This window comes from Rhodococcus sp. NPDC055024 (assembly GCF_053608585.1).
This window is the reverse complement of record NZ_JBSGVT010000023.1, coordinates 1-21,926: the sequence shown is the minus strand read 5'-3', so window position 1 is coordinate 21,926 and position 21,926 is coordinate 1. Positions and strand designations below refer to the sequence as shown.

The following is a 21,926-nucleotide window of genomic DNA, read 5'->3' as shown; positions in this document are numbered from 1 at the left end:
TTTTGGTTCGAACGACGGCTACTGGTCGCCCCGTGTCTTGGGCCGCGCTTGACCCTGGACTTCCATCTGCAACTGATAGCGGTCGGATCTGTACCAACTACGAGTGTGCTCGACCGGTGCGATCTCGCTGAACGACACTCGATCGAAGTACAGGACCGGAGCGCCTTTACGAGTGCCCAGGAGAGTCGCGATCTCGGTACTGGCACCGTCTGCACTGACCGTCTGTTCTGCCCGATCGATCGGCTTGTCGTACTTGTCAGCAGTCGCCCGGTAGATCGAACCCGTCAAGTCCATGTCGAGCAGACCCGGCAACAGTGCCGGATTGAACCAGCCGTCGTCGACGCTCACCGGCTCGCCATCAGCGAGGCGTAAGCGCTTGACGTGATAACCCTCGGAACCCGGCCTCATATTCAGTGCGGCAGCAGTACTTTCGGGGACAGGACCCTGTTCACTGACCAGGACCACAGTCGTGGGGTGGTGCCCTTGGGCGCGCATTTCTTCGGTGAAGGACGCAAGGTGCAGCTTGGACTGGACGGCACGGTGCGCCACGAAGGTGCCCTTGCCACGCACACGCACGAGATGTCCGTCATTGACCAGTTGCCCGATGGCCTCACGAACGGTGATCCGACTGACGCCGTAGTCCTGCATCAGGTTTCGCTCGCTGGTCATCAAGTCGCCAGGCTGGAGTTCTTGGGTGCACTTGCGCAAGAGAATGGTGCGCAACTGCTCATGTTTGGGTATTGCGCTGTCGCGCAAATGAACGGGCATCACAGCGACTGTCCCTCCGAGAAATGAATAGTCGTCTATTCGCCGACGATAACGATGTGAAATCGCGGGCAGGTCCCGACCGGACCGGTCCAATTAACGATACTGGAATTCACGACAGGAAACTAGCACCAGTCCGGAGTTGTCCGTTTTCAACCGTCCAACCGTCGGTAGATGGACCGTATTTCGTCCAAGGCGACGTTCTGCTGAGCCATGTCCAATCCCAGTGCCGCAACCGCCTCGCGCAACCGTCGGACATCCAGATCGTCGATCGCCGCACGAAAAGGCACCTTCGGTAGCGCCGGCAGCGCGGCCGCGATTCCGAACCAATTCTCGACGTCGAGCGGAACTGTCGACTCGTCTTCCACTCCGCCGATCAACTGCTCCAGGTCGACACCGCGAAGTCTCAGCAACCTCAGCGGATCGGTGTCGATTCGCTCGGCGGTCAAGAACGCCACGGCCGCAGCATGTTTGCACGGCCAACCGACATCGGGGCAGGTGCAGTCGAAGCGGAAAGCAGACGGGCCGTCCGGTATCAGTTGAGCGGCAAGCATATCGGGGACAGTGCCGGACACCAGTGCGGCAAGGCTTCCCGGCACTCGGCGGATCTTGGTGATGATGTCGTCGATATCCGATTGATCAAGGGTGTCGATCGACAGAGTGGAAACAAATGGCTGCAGCTGGCTGCCCTGAACTTCGGCCGTCACCACTCCCGGTTCGATGTCGAGCGCCAAGACCTGGCCCGAACGCGCGTACGTGCGCCCCCGTGTGACTCGAGGTTTGTCGCCGATTTCTTCGACGACGCGGACAAAAGCCTTGCCCCAGAACGTCCTCCCGAACGCGGGGCGGGGCTTGACCGGCGCAGGGGCTCGTCGCCGAGGCCCGGTGTACTCGCTGAAGTCGGGGCCTTTACCGCGCGGACTCATTCGCCCACCGCGTCGTCGCCGAGTCGCAACAACTCGTCCAGTTGCTCGACGCTCATCTCCGTCACCCAGTTCTCGCCCGTCCCGACTGCAAGTTCGGCGAGTTCGCTCTTACTCGCGATCATGGTGTCGATCCGCTCTTCCAAAGTTCCGACGCAGACCATTTTGCGGACTTGCACATTCTTTCTCTGGCCGATCCGGAACACACGGTCCGTCGCCTGATTCTCCACCGCGGGGTTCCACCATCTGTCGAGGTGAACCACGTGGTTGGCCGCTGTGAGATTCAGGCCGGTGCCGCCGGCCTTGAGCGAGAGCACCATGATGGGCGGGCCGCCTTCACCCTGGAACGCCTCGACCATGGCGTCCCTTCCGGCTTTCGACACTCCGCCATGGAGAAACGGAACATCGGTGGTGAACCGGTCGGCCAGATACGGCACCACTAATTCCCCGAACTCACGAAACTGTGTGAAGAGCAGAACCTTCTCGTCGTCGGCGGTGACCGATTCGACGATGTCCTCGACAAGACCGAGTTTTCCCGATCGGTGTTGCCCGCGGCGCATCATCGGCGATCCGTCGCGCAGGAAGTGCGCCGGATGATTGCACACCTGTTTGAGTTTGGTCAGCGCAGAGAGGACGGCACCCTTGCGCTTCATGCCTTCCGTCCCCTTGATCTGCGCCATCATCTCGTCCACCACCGCGCGGTACAACGCGGCCTGTTCCTCACTGAGATTCGCTCGGACCGTCATCTCCTGTTTCTCGGGTAGATCCGCGATCACGGAGGGATCGGTCTTCACCCGCCGCAGCACAAATGGTGACGTGACGGCTCGCAGTCTCGAGACGGCAAGTTGGTCTTTTTCCCGCTCGATCGGTACGACAAACCGTTTGCGGAACATCTGCTCCGAGCCGAGCACCCCTCGATTGGCAAAGTCGAGAATGGACCGTAATTCGTCCAGGCGGTTCTCCACTGGCGTTCCGGTGAGAGCAACTCGGTGGTCCGCAGGAATGCTGCGAGCAGCGCGCGCCTGAGATGTCTTGGCGTTCTTGATGTGTTGAGCTTCGTCGAGCACCACTCGTCGCCAGTCGAGATCCTTGAGCGCCGCGACGTCGCGAGTCATGAGTGCGTAAGTGGTGATCACCAGATCACTCTCACGAACTGCCTGTTCCAACTCCGCCCCGGTAGCGCGGTCCGAACCGTGATGAACGTACACACGCAGGCTCGGCACGAATCGCGCCGCTTCACGCTGCCAGTTTCCGACCACCGACATCGGGCACACCAAAAGCGTTGCTGTCTTGGACTTCTCGTGTGCGAGCAGCGCCAACAGTTGCAGCGTCTTCCCCAAACCCATGTCGTCGGCCAATACCGCACCGAGCCCGAGAGCACTCATGTACGCCAACCAGTCGAGACCGCGTCGTTGATACGGGCGCAAAGTCGCGTTGACCGTCGACGGCACCGCGACCTGCTGCGGAGCCACCGACTGGTCGAGCAAGGCGGAAGCCCATCCGGTTGCCTTCACTTCCTCGACCGGCAGGTCTTTGAGGTCGTCGGCGATCAAGTCCTTGATCAGATCGACAATCGCTCGGTCCCCGCTCGAATGCCGTTGACTGACAAAACGAGCCGCGCGGGCGAGGACGTCTTTGTCTGCTTGAACCCACTCGCCGCGCAACTGGACCAGATCGGACTTCGCGTCGACGAGTCGGGTCATTTCCTCGGCGGTGAGAACCTTGTCTCCGAGCGCCAATTCCCAATCGTATTCCAGCAATTGGTCCATACCGACCGTACGATTCTCCGCCACAATAGGAGATGCCGCCGACGTCACCCGCACACGCAGTGAGGGAGATACCACGTTCCACGCACGCGGCAGCAGCAGCGTGATCCCTCGCTCCCGCAAGACAATCGCGCCATGTCCGACCAAGTCCATCACGACCGGAGTGGGCAGCAACAGGTCGAGACTGTCTTCGTCTCGCGGCACGTCGCGAAAACGGGGGTAAGCCTTGATCGCCTCTTCGAGCTTGCGGCTGCCGAGCTGGATGCGTTTGGGATCGGCCCGGTGCAGTCGAACACGCTCGGGCGCTTCACCTTCGGGACGTAGACACACCTGAAGGCGCCACAGCGCGTCGTCGTCCGGATCGGCATTGTCGTCAAGTTCCGGTTCGATCAGACGCAGAACCAGGTCCGGCTCTCCGGCGGTGAACGTCGAACCCCATTCGGAGAGTCCCTCAGCCGCTCGTACCGACGCTTCGTCGAAAGAGTCTCCGGACAGCACTGCCTGCCACAGCGGGGTCTGCATCACCGGTGCCGCGCCACCGAGAACTCGACGAACGATCGGATCCGTGAATTCGTTCGTGATGTCTTCGATCGTCGCCCGCGGCGAGCCGACAGCCCGCTGTACCGGCGGCATGGCAACTACCAGTTCACCGATCCAGGCGCGCTGGCGTTCCCCTACCGACAACTGCCAGCGCGGCCACCAACTGCCTTCGGCCCGCGTCAGAGCCGGTACCACTCGCCCAGCGCGTACCCAACGGTCGATCCCTCGCGCGACGTGCACGAGAAAGTGCAGGTCGCCGGCAATTCGCTGGTCGTCGGCCTTGAACCGCAGCAAGAGATCGACTGCGTCCTGTGGTGCCAACGCAACAGCTGCGTACTCACTCTGCAAAGGTCCGCCAGGCACGGGCGGCATAGCGACATTCACACGATGACGGAACTTGCGATGCAGGACAGCACTGACCGGATCACGGGGATCGTCGGTCCCGGCACCGTCGTGCCCGTCGACCCACAGTTTGAGCCCCGATCCCGGTGACCAGAGTCCATGCAGCATCCGACCATCCAATCAGGTGCCACCGACACCACTGCTCCTCACCACCCTTCCGGACCGCCCTATCGATCTGGCAGGGCAATAGGCTGGTAGGCATGACGACGGCATACGGCTTCACCGAGTACGGCGGACCCGACACACAGTCCTACTTCGACGTCACCCTGCCACCGCCCGGCGCGGGACAACTGCTGGTGTCGGTCCGAGCGGCGGGAGTCAACCCAGCCGACTGGAAGGTTCGCGCTGGTACGCGAAAAGACACCGTCCCGGTGACGCTGCCTGCGGTTCTGGGCCGCGAAGTGTCCGGTGTTGTCATCGGAGTAGGTCCGCGGGTCACCGAGTTCGAGGTCGGCGACGAGGTGTTCGGCGCTACCGCCACCGGCTTCGGCGGATACGCCGAGTCGACATTGCTCAACGTCTCGTCGTCAGCGCACAAGCCACCTACCGTGCCGTGGGCGGACGCCGCGGTGCTGACGGTTGCGGCGGGAACGGCCTACGACGCTCTCCACGATCTCGGCCTCGAGCCCGGGGCGACACTCCTGCTGCTCGGCGCCGGTGGCGGCGTGGGTCGCAGCACGATCGCGCTTGCACTGGCGCGGGGTATCAACGTGATCGGTGTCGCGAGCGAGTCCAAGAGAACCGCGATCGAGGAAGCCGGAGCGCGCTGGGTTGCCTCGGGGGACGGATTTGCCGACGACGTGTCCGCGTTGTCCCCAGTCGGAGTGGACGCGGTTTTCGACCTGGTCGGCGGGGACACTCTCGCCCGCGGTGCCGCGCTCGCGCGATCGGGCGCGCCGATCCTGAGCATCGCCGATCCCTTGGCGGCGAGCCGCCTTGACGGCGGCGGAGTCGAACGCCGAAGGACTACAGCAGTATTCACAGAGGTGGCGGCACTCGTAGCCGATGGGACCCTGAACCCGTTTGTGTCGGGTCGCTACCCCTTCTCCCGCGCTGGTGACGCACTCGCTGCAGTCGAAGACGGCCATGCCGCCGGCAAAGTGGTGATCGAGTTCGGCTGATTCCTGTCGGCCCGCGGTGGTTCAATCACCGTCTACGACGGGCGGGGTTCAATCACCGTCTACGACGGGCGGGGGCACAGGTGGTTGCACGGTTATTCGCGATCACGTCGATGCTCGTGCTCGTATGTCTCGTCGCGTCCTGCGGATGGTTCGGGGACGAGCGTCTCGAGTCGGCCCCGGGCAGCCCGACGCGATCGGAACTCGAAGAGTTGCTGTCCCAGACCGCGATCGTCGACAAGCGTCCACATCCGGGTGGATACGAGCGCGGCTGCGGTAACGGCGAGGCCTGCGTCTTCGGCCCCGCTTGGTCCGACGACCAGGACGCACCAGGTGGCCACGACGGGTGCGATACCCGCAACAACGTCCTGGCCCACGATCTCTCGGACGTGGTGTTCAAACCCCGTACACGTGATTGCGTCGTGCTGTCCGGAGTGATGACCGACCCGTACTCCGGTGATCACATCGAATTCGAACGCAGCCAGGCCAAGTCCGTCCAAATCGACCACGTCTTCCCGCTCGCCGCGGCCTGGGACTTCGGCGCGAACTCCTGGACTCCTGCGCTGCGGATGAGGTTCGCGAACGACATGTCACTGAACCTGTTGGCCGTCAACGGCCCCGACAACCAGTCGAAAGGCGACAGCACGCCCAGTGACTGGTTGCCGCCCGATCCTGCGTACCGATGCTTCTACGCCGGCAAGTACCTGACCGTCGCGATTTCCTATGGCTTACCGGTCAGCCGAGCTGATCATTCGACCCTGACGGATCTTGCCACTCGCTGCTGATCTAGCGGCAGTCCTTCACCACTCGCCCGCTCTGGATGACGAGTGCGATCCGCTCACGATCGGCAAAGATCGAGGGATCCGTCAACGGATTGCCGCGGAAGGCAACGAGGTCGGCGAACTTACCGACTTCGATGGTGCCGACCTCGTCGGCGATTCCGAGAATGTCGGCGTTGATCCGGGTAGCGGAAACCAGTGCATCCATAGGTGTTTCGACCTTCGCGCGCAGGACCAACTCCATCCCACGGCCCGTTTGATCGGTACCGATGAGGTCGGATCCCAGCCCCACTCTGACCCCGGCATTTCGAGCGGCGAGGAGCCCGTCGATCTGCCCCTGCATCATCTTTCCGATGCGAGCCGAAATCGATTCGGGCAGACCCGCCGACGCCGCACTGTCCGAGAGCGCCTGCACCACAGCCAACGTCGGCACCAAGGCGACGTCGTGCTCGGCCATCAACTTGGCGGTCTCGTCGTCGATATCGGAGCCGTGCTCGACGCATTTGGCGCCGGCAGTGACCGCGTTCCGGATTCCTACGTTGTTGTGGGCATGCACCGTGACATACGTACCGCGCGCATTGGCTTCCTCGACTGCGACTTCGATCTCGTCGACCGTGAACTGCGTGTCGGTGAGCTTGTCATGAGTCGATACCACTCCCCCGGTGACGCACAGTTTGAGGAAGTCGGCACCTCTACGGAACGTCTCGCGAACGTTCTTTCGCATTTCGTGCGGACCGTCGGAAAGCAGAGACATACAACGCAATCCGGGGATGTCGTGATCGGACCAGTCCGAAGTCGGCTCCCACTCCGCTGCCAGATGTCCGTGTCCACCGGTCTGGCACTGGATCGGGCCGCACTGAATGATCCGCGGTCCCGGAATCTTGCCCGAGGCGACGACTCCGGCCAGTCCGCCGTCGATTCCGCCGCAGTCACGAACAGTGGTGAATCCCCCGTCGAGGGTCGACGCGCAGGTCGCGAACATATCGGCAGCAAGCTCGGCTACCGAGATCTGACGCCGCAGGCTCGGTGCGAGATCGCTCGATCCACCGAGATGAACGTGTGCGTCGATGAGGCCGGGCGTGATCGTCAGCCCGGTGCAGTCCAGCACCTCCGCTCCCTCGGGTGACGTGCCACCGAGTGCACTGATGCGCCCGTTTTCCACAGCAACAGCGCAGTTCTCGATCGGGTCGGCGCCCGTTCCGTCGATGATCGTTGCACCGGTCAGCCATACGACAGACATATTGAATCTTCCTCCGACGTGTACCGATCGCCGGAAGAATCCGCCGACATACCGAATAGGGTTCGGTTAGTATGATGCATATCGACTCCCGAAATCAAGAAGTTGTCATCAATCGATCAAGTCCGAAGATTGCCCGCGAGTCCGAGATTGCCCCGAATCCCTTACCAGGAGAATCGATGCCGCGTCCCACCCAGCCGATACTGAATACCGGCAACATCACCGATGCGGCATTGGACGCTGTCGACGCGACCGGCGACTTCACCATGCCCGGGATAGCCAAGCAACTGAACGTGACTCCGTCTTCGCTCTACACACACATTTCAGGTCGATCCGAGATCGTCGAACTCATGCGCATCCGCGTGATGTCGTCGATCTCTGTCCCCCTTCCACCGGCAGGGTGGAGCGAACGGATCAGCGCGTGGGGGTGGGCCTATCGCCGAGCTGCGGTCGAGCACTGGCGCCTCATCCCGCTGCTCATGACACGCAGCGTCCGCACCGAGGTAACTTTTGATATCGATTCTGCACTGGTTCAAGCATTTTCGGACGGCGGTTTCGATCCGACCGACACTCGTCACGCAATTTCCACACTCGACAGTCTGGTTCTCGGATCAGTCGTGAAACTGTCGACGCCTGACGTCGCATGGACCCAATCCTCCAACCCGAGCGAGATCACGCGTGAGGCTACGACACCACTGCGAACTGACGACACCTTCGACTTCGGCCTGCGAACCCTGATCGCCGGATGGATGGCTCAGCGAGTCGTCCGCCTGTATACCGAACCCCATTCGGATTTTCCGGTCACTTCACGGTGAACGACCTGGTGTGCCAGCCAGTGGCTCCACCGGGAATCGGCGGAGTGCGCTCTTCCACCTGAACGTTCCCGTCCAAGTCCGTCGCTCTGACCTGCACCGTGTGCAAGCCTGAGCCCGCGTCCCACATCCAGGACCATTGACGCCACGTGTCGATCGAGTACTCCTGCGCCAGCGTCGCCGGTTGCCATTCACCGTTGTCGACGCGCACCTCGACCTTCTCGATCCCGCGATGCTGCGCCCAAGCAGTTCCCGCCACAAGCACCTGCCCCGGCTCTATCGGCGCCAAAGCTGCCGGTACCTCGATACGCGAGGACGTCTTGATCGGTGCCTGCGCGCCCCAACCGCGCTGGGTCCAATAGGCCTCGACCTTGTCGAAACGCGTCAACTCCCACTCCGTCACCCACTTGGTGGCGGACACGAAACCGTACAGTCCCGGAACCACCTGCCGAACGGGATAACCGTGCTCGAACGGCAACGGTTCACCGTTCATCGCCACGGCGAGGATCGCGTCGCGGCCGTCCGTGACTATCTCGACGGGAGTCCCGACCGTGAAGCCGTCGACGCTGGTCGAGAGGAGCATGTCGGCGTCGGGATGGACACCGACTTCGTCGAGCAGATCCTTCATGGGGTAACCGATCCACTTCGCATTCCCGGCCAGAACGCCACCTACCTCGTTGGAAACGCAGGTCAGCGTGATCACTCGTTCGATCGGCGTTCGCGCCACCAGATCGTCGAACGACAACGTCATCTCGCGGTCCACCATTCCGTGAATCCGTAGTTCCCACGAATCCGTCGTCAGTTGCGGAACAAGGAGCGCGGTGTCGATTCGATAGAAGTCGTCGTTGGGCGTGATGTACGTCGATGCGCCCGAAATCCCGATGTCCGCACCCGCCGGAATCGGCGGTGCCGGGTCAGCGGCGGTGGGCACGACGAAGTCTTCACGATTCGCCACCGCGCCGGCGATTCTCTGCCCCACGAACTTTCCGGCCGCGCCCGCTGCCGCAGCCACTGCCAACGCCGCACCTGCCAGCAGAAGGAACTGACGACGAGGCAACCACGAGTCGGCGACGCCCGGCGAGAGCGGCACCTCCAGTTGCGTGATCAACAATCGCAGCGTCGCGACGCCCGCCACCACACCGACCAACGTCGGGAACACGTACATCGCATCGGCAGTCGGGCGTTGCATCGCCGCATACACACCAACCGCACCCAGAAGAACGAGGATGACACTGCCGATCGGGCGGCGTCGCCGTTCCAGTAATCCGGCCACCGCGCCGAGCAGAACTATCAAGATCGACATTCCGATGAACAGCGCCGGCTTGTCGTTGGTGCCGAAGGTGTCGATCGCGAACTCTCGGGCCCACGCCGGCGTTCGGTCGACGGTGGTTGCACCTACCGCATAGAACGGCGATGCGTCCGGGTTGATCGGCAGCGCCACCAGTTCACCGATACCCAGGACGACAGCCGCGGCCAACACTCCGGAGATCGCATGGGCAGCCCACCTACGGCGCGGTGGACGAGATTCGGTGCTCGGGTGCTCGTCGATGTTCTGTGTGACCATGTCGTCTCGGCTCTGTCGGTGCGAGTGGTGCTTCGATCGGATACCCGACATTCGGCGCTGCGGGTCATCCGGATGGGTGTCCCTCCTCCATCAAGAACTACCCCGTCGTCGTGATTAGAGTGGGAACGATGACCGTCGACCTCAACAAGGACACGCTGCTGTGCATGTCGCTCTCCGGGCGACCGAGCAATATCGGCACCAGGTTTCACAATTACCTCTACGAGGAATTGGGCCTGAACTTCGTCTACAAAGCCTTCACCACCGAAGACGTACCCGCGGCGATCGCCGGCATACGAGCACTCGGGATTCGAGGCTGCGGGGTGTCGATGCCGTTCAAGGAACAGGTCATCGAGCACATCGACGTCATGCACGATTCGGCCAGCGCCATCGACTCCGTGAACACGATCGTCAACGAGTCCGGAGTGCTGCACGCCTACAACACCGACTATCAGGCGGTGGCCGATCTGCTGCGTGACAACGACGTCGACACGAGCCTGTCCGTCGCTGTCGCCGGCAGCGGTGGCATGGCAAAAGCAGTCGTCGCTGCGGTGCGCGACACCGGATTCACCGACGTCACCGTGATCGCCCGCAACCAGCAAGTGGGGTCATCGCTCGCGAAGCAGTACGGCTTCGACTGGCAGACCGAGCTAGGCGAGCTGCGTCCCGGTGTGCTGATCAACGCGACTCCGATCGGCATGTCCGGCGGCGCGGAAGCAGATGCATTGTCGTTTCCCGAGCAAGCAGTGCGCGCAGCCACGGTTGTCTTCGATGTCGTCGCGATGCCCGCGAACACGCCACTGATCGCGTTGGCCACCGAACTCGGGAAGACGGCGATCACGGGAGCGTCGGTCATTGCCCTTCAGGCCGCCGAGCAGTTCGTGCTCTACACCGGCGTGCGTCCGAGCGCGGAACAGATCCAGCGAGCGTCGGAATTCTCACGGGCCTAGGACCACGACGCCGTGAACGAGACCGGGGAGACTCCACCTCAACAACTCGCGCGGAACTTCAACGAGTTGTTGCAAGAACTGCGCGTCGCGCTCTCTGGTGTGCAGATCCTGTTTGCCTTCCTGCTGGCCGTGGCATTCACCGAACGCTACGAGGAAGCGTCGGCGTATATCCGCGGCATCCACTTGGTGACGGTGATACTTGTTGCGATCTCGTTCGGGTTCCTGATGGCACCCGCAGTCTGGCATCGCATGCTCTTCCGCCGTGGGCACCGCGAGAACATATTGCCCATCGCCAACCGATTCGCCCTGTGCGGCATAGCCTTTCTCGCCGCCTCCATGACCGGCACGGTCCTGTTGATCGCCGAGGTCGCCGTCGGCGGAGTTGCTGCGAAGGTTTTGGCAGCGTGCGCCGCGATCATGTTCACGGCACTGTGGTTTCTCGTGCCGTCATTCATCGATCGCACCAAGAGCTGACTCAAGCTCCGGTGTCGACGGCGCGAGTGCTGTCGTTCGACCACTGTGACCACGAGCCCGGGAACAGCGTCGCGTCGTAACCGGCGATCGCGAGTGCCGCAATCTCATGCGCTGCAGTTACTCCGGATCCGCAGTACACCGCGACACTGTCTCCGGCGCCCAGTCCGGCGAACCGCTCACGCAGGCCGTCCGCATCCAGGAATCGACCGTCGCCGGTGATGTTCTCTGCGGTCGGCGCATTCACCGCACCGGGAATGTGTCCCGCGACGGGATCCATCGGCTCGACCTCGCCACGGTAACGCTCCCCTGCTCGGGCGTCGAGAAGGACACCGCCCCCACCCGTCCAGCTGCCGACGCCGTCGATGTCGACAGTCGGCATGTTGCCGCCGGTGACAGTCACGTTGCCTTCGGTGACCGACTCACCGATTCCGGCCGCCAACGGCAGTCCCGCGGACTCCCAGGTCTGTAGCCCGCCGTCGAGGAGTCGGACGTCCGAGAGCCCGGCCCACCGCAGCAGCCACCAGCCGCGGGCAGCGGCAGTGTTGCCGGTGGCGTCGTAGAGCACCACCGAATCACCGTCGTCGATTCCCCAACGCCGGGCAGCGTCCTGCAGGTCTTCGAGACTCGGCAGCGGGTGCCTTCCCCTTTTCGGCGACGGCGGCGAGGCAAGTTCCTCGTCGAGGTTCACGAATACGGCACCGGGAATATGGCCTTCGCGGAAATGCTGCTCGCCGTTCGAATCACCCAGCGCCCATCGGACATCGAGCAATCGCGGCGAGGCGCCGGCCTCGATGAGGGCGGACAGTTCTTCGACGTCGATCAGCACGGGAAGTGTCATGAGCCCATCCTGACACGAACTCTCACGCAACCCCGAAGAAGGCACCGAGGCCCACCAACAACACGCCCGTCACCACATCGATCCTCTTGCCGACGCCAGGACGACGCAGCTTCTTGCCGGCTCCGGCCGCCAGCACCACCACGATCGCCCACCACAACGCCGCGGCGACGACCGTCGCGCCGGCCAACATCAACGTGCGGAGCCCTGCGCCTTCACCCGGCTCGATGAACTGCGGGAGGAGTCCGAGAAAGAACAACAGCGCCTTCGGGTTCAGCAAGTTCGACAGGAATCCGTAGCGAAACGCCGTAGTGGCGGCGATCGGTTCCTTTGCCGCCGGAATTCCCTCGTCCGAGGCTCGGGCTTTGAATGCACTTCGGATCGCCGAGATGCCGAGCCAGGTCAGATATGCCGCCCCGGCGTACGTGAGCGCGGAGAGCAACTGCGGACGCGTCGCGACGAGGGCAGAAAGACCCAGTGACGCCGCAGCGGTGTGAACGAACAGCCCCGAGATCACGCCGGCAGCTACCACCGCGCCGGTCCGTCGATCTGCCAGGGAATGACGCAAGATCAGGACAAAATCCGGTCCCGGCGTGAACAGGACGATGGATAGCAGGGAGCCGAAAGCAAGCCACTGACCGACACTCATCCGAAATACCTCACGCCCGAGCTGATTCGAGACACATGTTCATGCCAGGAGTGTGCAACTGGATCCGGGAAGTTCAAAACGACTCCGGATATAGTTCGGCAGATGACGAAGAATGAGCCTCTGGATCCGGTGGACTGGAAGATTTTGGCCGAATTGCAGAACGACGCGTCGATCACCAACAAGGTTCTGGCCGATCGCGTCGGCCTTGCGACGTCCTCGTGCCACGAGCGCGTACGACGCCTCCGTGCAAACGGGACGATCAGCGGCATCCATGCGGTTGTCGATCCGGCTGCGGTGGGTCGGTCGATGCAGGCGATCATCGCCGTGCAGTTGCGACCGCATCGGCGCGACCTCGTCGACCGCTTCACAGCCGACGCGCTCGCATTGCCGGAAACCCTTGCCCTCTTCAACGTCTCGGGCCCGGAGGATTTCTTCCTCCACGTCGCGGTCCGCGACAGTGCTCATCTACAACGGGTACTGATCGACCACCTCGCCGCGCACCCCGAGGTCTGGCACGCCCAAACGCACCTCATCTACGGCAAAGCGGTCACCTCGCCCATCCGACCGGACAGGTAATTCGCGCCCCGAGGTGGTCGGGCAGAATCACTGACCATGTCGGACTCCACAGAAACAACCGAACCGGAAGCCGTTCGCAGCAATTCACAACCGATGAGCGCAGGCATCGTCACGGCCCTCGTCGGCTTCACCAGTTCGTTCGCGGTGGTGCTCACCGGGCTCGCCGCCGTCGGTGCGGACGCAACCGAGGCGGCGTCCGGTCTGTTGGTTCTGTGCGTGACCCAAGCGTTGGGAATGCTCTGGCTCTCACGCCGGTATCGGATGCCGATCACCCTCGCCTGGTCGACGCCCGGTGCCGCTCTGCTCGCCGGCGCGGGTGCGGTCGAGGGTGGGTGGCCGGCCGCGGTCGGCGCCTTCGTCGTCGTGGGAATCGCGATAGTTCTGACCGGATTGTGGCCGACGCTCGGAAGAGTCATCTCGGCAATCCCGACGCCCCTCGCGCAGGCGATGCTCGCCGGAGTTCTGATGCCGCTGTGCCTGGCGCCGATCATCGCCGTCCGGGACGCACCGGCAGCGGTCGCACCGGTCATCCTGGTCTGGCTTGCGGCGCAACGCTTCTCCAAGCGATGGGCGGTTCCGCTCGCGTTTCTCACCGCAGCGATCGTGATCGGGATCAGCCTCGTCACGTCGGATCGCGCGCTCGACGCCGGCGCCATGATCCCCCGCATCGATCTCACCGCGCCGTCGTGGACCTGGCAGGCGATGATCGGCATCGCCGTTCCGCTCTACATCGTCACGATGGCTTCGCAGAACATTCCCGGTGTGGCGGTGATGAATTCGTTCGGATACACCGTTCCCTGGCGACCGTCGATGATCGTGACGGGTATCGGTACCATCGTCGGCGCTCCGGCCGGTGGCCATGCGATCAACCTCGCGGCAATCAGCGCAGCCCTGGCCGCCGCCCCCACCGCACATCCGGATCCCAAACGCCGATGGATCGCTGCCTTCACCGCAGGCTGGGCGTATCTCGTTCTCGCTGCGGGCGCGGCCGCCGTGGCCGCCTTGGTAGCTGCCGCTCCGGCCGGCGTCGTGGAAACTGTTGCCGGACTGGCACTCCTGGCAACACTGGCCGGTGCCCTCACTTCGGCGCTGAGCGAGGCGAGTGAACGTGAAGGCGCCGTGGTCACGTTTCTGATCGCCGCATCCGGCGTCAGTATCCTGGGAATCGGTTCGGCATTCTGGGCACTGTTGGTGGGACTGATCGTGCGTGCCGTCCTGCAGGGCACCACCCTGCCCTCACTCTCGCGAAAGTCCTCACTACAGTCGAAGCCGTGAGCACAGCGCAGACGCCCCCGTCGATCAGCGAGTTTCCCGTCCTCTGGCCCGTCCCGACGCGGTGGGACGACAACGATCACTACGGCCACGTCAACAACGTGACCTACTACTCGTACTTCGACACCGCGGTCAACGCCTGGCTGATGTCGTCCACGGGAACTGACATCCGCAACCTGCCTGCTATCGGCGTCGTCGCCGAGACGTCGTGCCGGTACCTGAGCGAACTGTCGTTCCCCGAGCAGTTGCAGGTGGGTATCTCCGTCGAAAAGCTGGGCACCAAGAGCATCGTCTACTCCCTCGCGATTTTTCACGAGGTCGACGGCGGCAATTGGGAACCCGCTGCCAGCGGACGCTTTGTTCACGTCTACGTCGACGCTGACACCCGCAAGCCGGTGGAGATCCCGGCCGCCATCAGATCGGCAGCCGGGACCTTGACCGGAAGCTAGCTCAGACCGAGCTGATCTGCCGTCAAGACGGCGCGTGCAACGATTCCGTCGATCAGCGTGACCGTCGGCCCGCCGTGCTCAGCCTTGTTGCGCGGATCGTCGAGAATGCGTCGCAGCACGCCCTCGGCGATGATCGAGAGCTTCCACAGAGCGAGTACGTGCCAATATCCGACAGCTGACACGTCGCGGCCGGTCGCCTCGACGTAGGCAGCGACCAGCTCGTCACGGTTCGGGAAGCCTTCCAACGTGGACGCCATGAACGGACCGGCAACTTTGTCACCGGCTTCCGGCCAGTACGCGAGGAGCGCACCGAGATCCGCGAGTGGCTCCCCCAACGTGCACAGCTCCCAGTCGACGACGGCAACGATGCGTCCCTCGACCGGATCGGTGATGACGTTGTTGAGGTGGAAGTCGCCGTGGACCAAGGTCACTTCGCTCTGTTCCGGAATGTTTCGGTGCAGAATCTCGGCCAACCTGTCGACGTCGGGAACATCGCGGGTCTTCGACTTCTCCCACTGCGCCGACCACCGTTTGAGCTGACGCTCGGCAAAGGGCTTGCGGCTGGCCAGATCGTCGAGGCCGGTCTCTTCCAGGTCGACCCCATGGATGCTCGCGAGGGTTTTCGGCATCGCCAATCCGACCGCACGACGCTCGTCCTCGGTCAGCTTCTGAGCCACCGGTACGCCGTCGATCACGACGCCGTCGATGTAGCTCATGAGAACCAGCGGAGCGTCCGTGATCTCCGGGTCTTCCGTGATGCCGAGAATCTTGGGAACGGGCACTTTGGTGCCCTGGAGCGAGGACAGAATGCGGTGCTCACGAACGACGTCGTGCGCTGACGCCAACAACGTGCCCAGTGGAGGTCTGCGCAGTACCCACCGTCCTCCGCCCGCATCTGTCACGGAGTAGGTCAGGTTCGATTGCCCGTTACCGATCCTCTCGAAAGTCAGTGGTGTCGTGGCGCCGACCCCCAGTTCGGCGATCCACGCGGAAACAGCTTCTTCGTTCAAACCGACTGCAGTCACCGCACCGATGCTAGCGGTTGATTTCCGATCAGTTGGCCGTACCGACACGTTTGTTACTCGCCAGTTCACAATTCTGGCCTTGATACAGCGGTAAAACACTTGCGGATTTCCCGATCAGGGGGATCCTGATGGTAGAGCGACAACTGCATACAACACATCGGGATTGTGCGGCGTACTCACGAGGCGCGCCGGGCATGAGCAGAAACCGAGGTGAGCGAAGATGATCGACAACCTCGATTATCCGGTCCAACTCATCCAACCGAACGGCGCACGCGTGTGCCGTCCCGAATTCGACCGTCTCATAACAGACATCGGGCCCGACGAACTGCTGTCGTTGTATCGCGATCTCGTCGTGAGTCGCCGAATCGACACCGAAGCTGTTGCCCTGCAGCGTCAAGGCGAAATAGGTTTGTGGGCTCCGATGCTCGGCCAAGAAGCCGCCCAGGTCGGTTCCGCGAGAGCGCTCGCCCCAGACGACTTCGCGTTCACCAGCTACCGCGAACATGCCGTCGCGTACTGCCGGGGAGTTCCCCCCGAACTGCTCACGACCATGTGGCGCGGAATCTCCCATTCAGGCTGGGATCCAGCACAATTCAACGTCACCAATCCGGCGATTGTCGTCGGCTCTCAAGGTCTGCACGCCACTGGATACGCACTGGGCGCGCATCTGGACGGCGCCGAGATCGCGACGATCGCCTACTTCGGTGACGGCGCCTCTAGCCAAGGCGATATCGCCGAGGCGATGGGATTTGCCGCCAGTTTCCGTGTCGGCGTTGTCTTCTTCTGCCAGAACAACCAGTGGGCCATCAGTGAACCTGTATCCCTGCAGTCCCGCACACCCATCTCACATCGGGCGATCGGTTACGGCATTCCGGCGATCCGCGTCGACGGCAACGACGTCCTTGCCGTGCTCGCCGTGACGCGCTCGGCGCTCAATCGCGCACGCGAAGGCAGCGGCCCGACGTTCATCGAGGCGATCACCTGCAGAATGGGCCCGCACACGACGTCCGACGATCCGAGCAGGTACCGCACCGATACGGATATGTCGGAGTGGAGAAACCGCGACCCGCTGGAGCGAATGCGTCTGCTCCTCGGACATCGCGGCCTTCTCGATGAGAACGCCCTCACCACCATCGCGGCGGCCGCCGACGACGTCGCAGCCGGGCTGCGACGCGCAACCATCGCACTCGCCGATCCGCACCCGTCAGCGCTGTTCGATCACGTCTACGTCGAGGCACACTCGTTGATCGACGCTGAACGCGAAGAGCATCGCGCGTATCTGGGCAGCCTGGAAGGGGCTCTGTCATGACCGTCATGAATCTGGTGACCGCGCTCAACGCCGGCCTGAGACGCGCACTCGAAGACGATCGTCGCGTGGTGATCATGGGAGAGGACGTCGGCCGTCTCGGCGGCGTATTCCGGGTTACCGACGCCTTGCAGAAGGACTTCGGCGATACCCGCGTGATCGACATGCCGCTCGCCGAATCAGGGATCGTGGGAACAGCTTTCGGCTTGGCTTTGCGCGGATACCGTCCGGTCTGCGAGATCCAGTTCGACGGTTTCGTCTACCCGGCCTTCGATCAGATCGTGTCCCAGGTGGCAAAGATCCACTACCGCACCCGAGGCACTGTGACCGCACCACTGACGATCCGAATTCCCAGCGGCGGCGGAATCGGTGCGGTGGAACATCATTCGGAGTCACCGGAGGCGTACTTCGCTCACACCGCAGGACTGCGAGTGGTGTATCCGAGCAATCCGGTCGACGGTTTTCACATGATCCGACAGTCGATTGCCGCCGACGACCCGGTGATTTTCCTCGAACCCAAACGGCGCTACTGGGACATCGCCGACGTGGATACCGATGCCGCGCCTGAGCTTCCGCTCCACCGTGCCCGCGTCGCCCGCTCAGGAAACGACGCGACAGTGGTTGCGTACGGATCCATGGTCACCACCGCACTCGACGCCGCGCGGATCGCCGAAGAAGAAGGCCATGACCTGGAAGTGGTGGATCTACGTTCGCTCTCCCCCGTCGACTTCGACACGATCGAGACGTCCGTGAACAAGACGGGCCGTCTGGTCGTCGTCCACGAGGCGCCGAAGTTTCTCGGCGTCGGCGCCGAAATCGCAGCACACGTCGCGGAACACTGCTTTTACCAGTTGGAGTCGCCGATCCTGCGGGTCACCGGATTCGACATCCCCTATCCGCCCGCCAAGCTCGAGCAGTTTCACCTTCCTGACGCCGACCGGATCCTCGCGGCGCTCGACCGGACGCTGGCGGCATGAGTACAGCGCAGGAATTCCGATTGCCGGATCTCGGCGAGGGCCTGACGTCCGCCGATCTGGTCGAGTGGACGGTCAAAATCGGCGAAACTGTGGCACTCAATCAAGTTCTCGCCCAGGTAGAGACGGCCAAAGCTCTGGTCGAACTGCCCTCTCCCTACGTCGGCGTTGTCAGAGAACTCCTCGTCGAACCTGGCACCACTGTTCCGGTCGGCACTCCGATCATCCGTATCGAAGGGCCTGCCGATCCACGTGATTTACAGTCGCCGAATGTGCTGGTCGGGTATGGACCCACGGCTGAGCAACCGAGCCGGCGACGGAGCAGGATCGCACCGCACCCCCAGCCCCGACCGACACCCGAGCGACAGCCCGCAACCCCCGCGGCGCGGCGCGCGGCCCGCGAAGCCGGCATCGATCTGAGCGAAATCACCGGAAGTGGATTCGACGGTGCCGTCACCGCGGCTGACGTCGCAGACGCGCTTACCGTGCAGGCGCCTTCGGATAACGCGACACGCCTGGCCTCGTCCGGCATGCGGAAACAAATGGCGTCGGCGATGGTTGCCAGCACCCGCGCTCCGCAGGCCAGCGTCTTCCTCACCGCCGATGTCACGCCTTCGATGGAACTGCTCGGCAGGCTCCGTTCCTCGGACGCGTTCACCGGACTGTCCCTCACTCCGCTGACTCTCGCGGCCAAGGCAGTGGTGACCGCAATCGCGTCGCACCCGATGGTGAACGCGCATTGGGACGAGGCTCGCGGCGACGCCGTCATCGACAATCACGTGAATCTCGGCATCGCCGTGGCCTCCGAGCGTGGGCTGTCCGTGCCCAATATCAAGAGCGCCGAGACCCTGAACCTGGTGCAACTCGCCCGCGCCGTGACCGAACTGACTGTCGCTGCCCGCACGGGAGTGACCGACGTCCATCACCTGACCGGCGGCACCGTCACCATCACCAATGTCGGAGTCTTCGGCGTCGACGGCGGCATTCCGCTTCTCAATCCAGGTGAAGCCGCCATCCTCTGCTTGGGCTCGGTGAGCGAGCGTCCGTGGGTGATCGAGTGCAAGATCGAAGTGCGAAGCGTCGTGACACTGACGTTGACCTTCGACCACCGCGTGCTGAGCGGTGAGCAGGCCGCGAGATTCCTCTCATTTGTCGCGGAGATGCTCGCGGACCCGGACCGGTTGCTGTCTCACCTGTAAAAAGGAACGAGTGAGCGTCAACCCCACCGACCGCGCAGTCCCCACCTCCGCCCTGGTACGCGCCCGGGCCGGCATCTTCGGCATCTTCGGCATCAACGGATTTCTCCTCGCAATGTGGGTCGTCCACATTCCGTCCATCGAACACCGTGTCGGAATCAGTCACTCGACGCTCGGCTCACTGCTTCTCCTACTCGCTGTCGGAGCCATTGCCGGTATGCAATTGAGCGGCCCGCTCGCCGATCGATATGGCAGCAGGCGCATGGTCATCCTCGCGGGCAGCGGGTTGGCATTCGCCACCCTCGGCCCGGGGTTTGCCACAAACACCTGGCAACTCGGCGCTGCCCTTGTGGTGTTCGGCTTCGCGAACGGCGCTTTGGACGTGTCGATGAACTCGCAGGCTGTCGAAGCCGAACAGCTGTACCGGCGTCCGATCATGGCGGCCTTTCACGGCATGTTCTCCGTCGGCGGTGTGCTGGGGTCCGTCATCGGATTCGGCACTCTCGCACTGGATCTTCCGCCGTACGTCACGCTCAGCATCGCGTCGGCAATCGGTTTGCTGGCGCTCTGGCTGTGCTCGCGCCCCCTGCTCCCCCACGTCCACGTGCACGCAGAAACGGCGTCGACTGATGGAAAGACGCACGGCAGATTCTCGGCTCGCGTGCTCGCGCTCGGAACCCTCGCCTTTGTTCTGATGCTGGCCGAGGGAGTGGCAAACGACTGGAGCGCGCTGCAGGTCAAGGAAGATCTTGGCGTTTCGAATGCCGTTGCTGCACTGTCGTTCGGCGCGTTTTCCGCCATGATGACCGTCGGCCGGTTCACCGCAGATCGGATCAGCGCGGCAGTAGGCCCAGTGGCTGTGGTTCGCTACGGCGCGTTGCTCTCTTCGGTCGGCATGCTGACCGTCGTGGTGTCCGGCTGGCTACCGCTGACGCTGCTCGGTTGGGCACTGTTCGGCGCCGGCCTGTCGGGATGCATTCCGCAGATCTTCACCACTGCGGGAAATCTCGGCTCAGGTTCGGCTGGTACCAACATGTCTCGTGTCGTCGGCATGGGATACATCGGATTCCTCGCCGGCCCGGCAACCATCGGATGGGTCACCAAGCTTGTGCCTCTCACCACAGCGATGTTGATCCCGTTTGCATGCGTCCTGGTCGCAGCGGGTTGTGCGGGTGTCGTTCGGCGCGATTCTCCGACCGCTGACAGACCTCACAGCTGATCCTCACGATCGGCACAGACTCAACAGGGATGCTGGTACTCGTGACCGTTTCGACCTCCACCCAGCACCCCGCTCCCTCCACAACCACTCGCTTCCTCGTCCTTGCTGCGATCGCCGTCGTAGCGTTGGGCATCTTGTATTTTGTGCGACCCACCTCGCCCGGCGTGAGCGTCCCGGATCACGTACGCACACTTGCCGAGTGGACGGTGGGCCGATTCGACGTCACCGCTGTACTCGCAGCCACTACCGCTTTGGCCGTCGTCTCGATGGTCCGCGGACTGCCATACGGTATCGGCGCGATCCTGCTCCTCGGAATGGGCGCCAATCTCACCAACGCGGCATTCGGTTCCTGGCTCCCTGATGTGCCCCAGGACCTATTGCCCAGCGGTCACGTGGCAGCGGCGGCAGCGCTGTACGGCTCGGCGATCTTGATCTCCGCCCCGCAGTGGCGTCCGGTGGTCGCCGGACTCGGGTTCGCCGGAGTTGCTGCGATCGGTGCCAGCGCACTGGCCGCCGAGTTGAGCGGCCTTTTCGGCGTGATAGCTGGCGTTCTGATCGCTCTGGTATGGGCCTGTGCCGCAGCCATTTTGATGGCACGATCGCCCATCGCCGCGAAACGTGAAGAGCTACGCCCGGATACGGCGGCAATCGCGTTCTCCAGGCACCGGAGCATCCGACTTTAGTCCTAAATCTTTGGGATCCAGAGATTTTCGCCGATAGCTCTCCCGCCACGCTCGGCCATGACGTATGTTCGGAAATGTCCGAATCAAGTAGTTCCACAGCGAAGGAGTCTTTACCGTGAGCCTCGAAGATCTGAACCCGCTCGAACTGATCCAGAAGTTGATCGAACTACTTTCCGGCTTCTCCTCCGACCCCGAAACTCCCGAGGTCCCGTAAACGTCACCAGAGGCGCCTGATCCGAGTTTTCTCTCGGACCAGGCGCCTTTGTCGTTGCAGCACAAGAAGTCGTTGCAGCACACGGCCACGAAGAAGGGGGGGCCCCCGCGCGTGGGGGTGGTCGGCCCCGCCGCGTGGCCCCCCGCCCCCGCCGGGGTGGTTTAAACAAAAACCAGCCCCCCCGACCCCCGAGCCACGGGG

21 protein-coding genes are annotated in these 21,926 nt (G+C 63.1%); 13 read left to right on the top strand and 8 right to left on the bottom strand.

The annotated features are described in order from the left end of the window. Positions 1-18: 18 nt before the first annotated feature. From ACWF6P_RS29940 to ACWF6P_RS29930, 3 genes are all read right to left on the bottom strand, one after another. On the bottom strand, positions 19-768 hold the full coding sequence (locus ACWF6P_RS29940; RefSeq protein WP_452623459.1) for a GntR family transcriptional regulator: 750 nt from the start codon (positions 766-768) through the stop codon (positions 19-21). Positions 769-917: 149 nt separating this feature from the next. Continuing rightward, the gene (locus ACWF6P_RS29935; protein WP_378449295.1) at positions 918-1,691 is read right to left on the bottom strand and encodes an SWIM zinc finger family protein; all 774 of its coding nucleotides are present in this window, start codon (positions 1,689-1,691) and stop codon (positions 918-920) included. After that, positions 1,688-4,504: a DEAD/DEAH box helicase gene (locus ACWF6P_RS29930; RefSeq protein WP_452623458.1), complete on the bottom strand. Its 2,817-nt coding sequence runs from the start codon at positions 4,502-4,504 to the stop codon at positions 1,688-1,690. The genes ACWF6P_RS29935 and ACWF6P_RS29930 overlap by 4 nt, the downstream gene beginning before the upstream one ends. Before the next feature lie 92 nt (positions 4,505-4,596). Here ACWF6P_RS29930 and ACWF6P_RS29925 point away from each other — a divergent pair, with 92 nt between their 5' ends. Together ACWF6P_RS29925 and ACWF6P_RS29920 are read left to right on the top strand one after the other, a co-directional pair. Further along, a complete protein-coding gene (locus ACWF6P_RS29925) occupies positions 4,597-5,517 on the top strand; it encodes an NADP-dependent oxidoreductase (RefSeq protein ID WP_452623457.1) in 921 nt (306 codons plus the stop codon). A gap of 80 nt (positions 5,518-5,597) precedes the next feature. Beyond that, positions 5,598-6,299, top strand: a complete 702-nt coding sequence (locus ACWF6P_RS29920; RefSeq protein ID WP_452623456.1) for an HNH endonuclease family protein — start codon at positions 5,598-5,600, stop codon at positions 6,297-6,299. 1 nt (position 6,300) lies between these two features. Here ACWF6P_RS29920 and ACWF6P_RS29915 read toward each other — a convergent pair whose 3' ends face one another. Next, positions 6,301-7,533, bottom strand: coding sequence for an amidohydrolase family protein (locus ACWF6P_RS29915; RefSeq protein WP_452623455.1), 1,233 nt, complete (start codon positions 7,531-7,533; stop codon positions 6,301-6,303). Between the two features lie 176 nt (positions 7,534-7,709). Between ACWF6P_RS29915 and ACWF6P_RS29910 the strand changes: the two genes are divergently transcribed. Next, positions 7,710-8,345 carry a TetR/AcrR family transcriptional regulator C-terminal domain-containing protein gene (locus ACWF6P_RS29910; RefSeq protein WP_452623454.1) on the top strand — a complete coding sequence of 212 codons (636 nt, stop codon included), beginning with the start codon at positions 7,710-7,712 and terminating at the stop codon, positions 8,343-8,345. Here the strand turns inward: ACWF6P_RS29910 and ACWF6P_RS29905 are convergent. Then, positions 8,332-9,906: a molybdopterin-dependent oxidoreductase gene (locus ACWF6P_RS29905; RefSeq protein ID WP_378549325.1), complete on the bottom strand. Its 1,575-nt coding sequence runs from the start codon at positions 9,904-9,906 to the stop codon at positions 8,332-8,334. The two genes, ACWF6P_RS29910 and ACWF6P_RS29905, sit on opposite strands and share 14 nt — an antisense overlap. Before the next feature lie 128 nt (positions 9,907-10,034). Here ACWF6P_RS29905 and ACWF6P_RS29900 point away from each other — a divergent pair, with 128 nt between their 5' ends. After that, positions 10,035-10,853, top strand: coding sequence for a shikimate 5-dehydrogenase (locus ACWF6P_RS29900; RefSeq protein ID WP_452623453.1), 819 nt, complete (start codon positions 10,035-10,037; stop codon positions 10,851-10,853). A gap of 12 nt (positions 10,854-10,865) precedes the next feature. Next, positions 10,866-11,327, top strand: coding sequence for a DUF6328 family protein (locus ACWF6P_RS29895; RefSeq protein WP_452623452.1), 462 nt, complete (start codon positions 10,866-10,868; stop codon positions 11,325-11,327). Between the two features lies 1 nt (position 11,328). On the opposite strand, the gene ACWF6P_RS29890 is transcribed toward ACWF6P_RS29895, so the two are convergent. Together ACWF6P_RS29890 and ACWF6P_RS29885 are read right to left on the bottom strand one after the other, a co-directional pair. After that, the gene (locus ACWF6P_RS29890; RefSeq protein ID WP_452623451.1) at positions 11,329-12,165 is read right to left on the bottom strand and encodes a sulfurtransferase; all 837 of its coding nucleotides are present in this window, start codon (positions 12,163-12,165) and stop codon (positions 11,329-11,331) included. Positions 12,166-12,187: 22 nt separating this feature from the next. Further along, the gene (locus tag ACWF6P_RS29885) at positions 12,188-12,811 is read right to left on the bottom strand and encodes a LysE family translocator (RefSeq protein ID WP_378539414.1); all 624 of its coding nucleotides are present in this window, start codon (positions 12,809-12,811) and stop codon (positions 12,188-12,190) included. A gap of 102 nt (positions 12,812-12,913) precedes the next feature. On the opposite strand from ACWF6P_RS29885, the gene ACWF6P_RS29880 reads away from it, so the two are divergent. From ACWF6P_RS29880 to ACWF6P_RS29870, 3 genes are read left to right on the top strand one after another with little or no spacing between them, the layout of a single operon-like run. Continuing rightward, positions 12,914-13,387: an Lrp/AsnC family transcriptional regulator gene (locus ACWF6P_RS29880; protein WP_003941284.1), complete on the top strand. Its 474-nt coding sequence runs from the start codon at positions 12,914-12,916 to the stop codon at positions 13,385-13,387. 36 nt (positions 13,388-13,423) lie between these two features. Then, positions 13,424-14,662: a benzoate/H(+) symporter BenE family transporter gene (locus ACWF6P_RS29875; protein WP_378449284.1), complete on the top strand. Its 1,239-nt coding sequence runs from the start codon at positions 13,424-13,426 to the stop codon at positions 14,660-14,662. Next, entirely contained in the window at positions 14,659-15,108 is a 450-nt protein-coding gene (locus ACWF6P_RS29870) for an acyl-CoA thioesterase (RefSeq protein ID WP_378549340.1), read from the top strand. The genes ACWF6P_RS29875 and ACWF6P_RS29870 overlap by 4 nt, the downstream gene beginning before the upstream one ends. Here ACWF6P_RS29870 and ACWF6P_RS29865 read toward each other — a convergent pair. Next, positions 15,105-16,133: a phosphotransferase family protein gene (locus tag ACWF6P_RS29865; protein ID WP_378640166.1), complete on the bottom strand. Its 1,029-nt coding sequence runs from the start codon at positions 16,131-16,133 to the stop codon at positions 15,105-15,107. The two genes, ACWF6P_RS29870 and ACWF6P_RS29865, sit on opposite strands and share 4 nt — an antisense overlap. A 220-nt stretch (positions 16,134-16,353) precedes the next feature. Here ACWF6P_RS29865 and pdhA point away from each other — a divergent pair, with 220 nt between their 5' ends. Genes pdhA through ACWF6P_RS29840 form a run of 5 tightly spaced genes read left to right on the top strand, consistent with a single transcriptional unit; the run spans position 16,354 to position 21,511 of the window. Beyond that, positions 16,354-17,442, top strand: a complete 1,089-nt coding sequence (gene pdhA, locus ACWF6P_RS29860) for a pyruvate dehydrogenase (acetyl-transferring) E1 component subunit alpha (protein ID WP_452623450.1) — start codon at positions 16,354-16,356, stop codon at positions 17,440-17,442. Beyond that, positions 17,439-18,416 carry an alpha-ketoacid dehydrogenase subunit beta gene (locus ACWF6P_RS29855; protein WP_452623449.1) on the top strand — a complete coding sequence of 326 codons (978 nt, stop codon included), beginning with the start codon at positions 17,439-17,441 and terminating at the stop codon, positions 18,414-18,416. The genes pdhA and ACWF6P_RS29855 overlap by 4 nt, the downstream gene beginning before the upstream one ends. Next, positions 18,413-19,612 carry a dihydrolipoamide acetyltransferase family protein gene (locus ACWF6P_RS29850; RefSeq protein WP_452623448.1) on the top strand — a complete coding sequence of 400 codons (1,200 nt, stop codon included), beginning with the start codon at positions 18,413-18,415 and terminating at the stop codon, positions 19,610-19,612. The genes ACWF6P_RS29855 and ACWF6P_RS29850 overlap by 4 nt, the downstream gene beginning before the upstream one ends. 10 nt (positions 19,613-19,622) lie before the next feature. Further along, positions 19,623-20,828, top strand: coding sequence for an MFS transporter (locus ACWF6P_RS29845; RefSeq protein WP_452623447.1), 1,206 nt, complete (start codon positions 19,623-19,625; stop codon positions 20,826-20,828). Positions 20,829-20,857: 29 nt separating this feature from the next. Continuing rightward, positions 20,858-21,511: a hypothetical protein gene (locus tag ACWF6P_RS29840; protein WP_452623446.1), complete on the top strand. Its 654-nt coding sequence runs from the start codon at positions 20,858-20,860 to the stop codon at positions 21,509-21,511. The last annotated feature ends 415 nt before the right edge of the window (positions 21,512-21,926 follow it).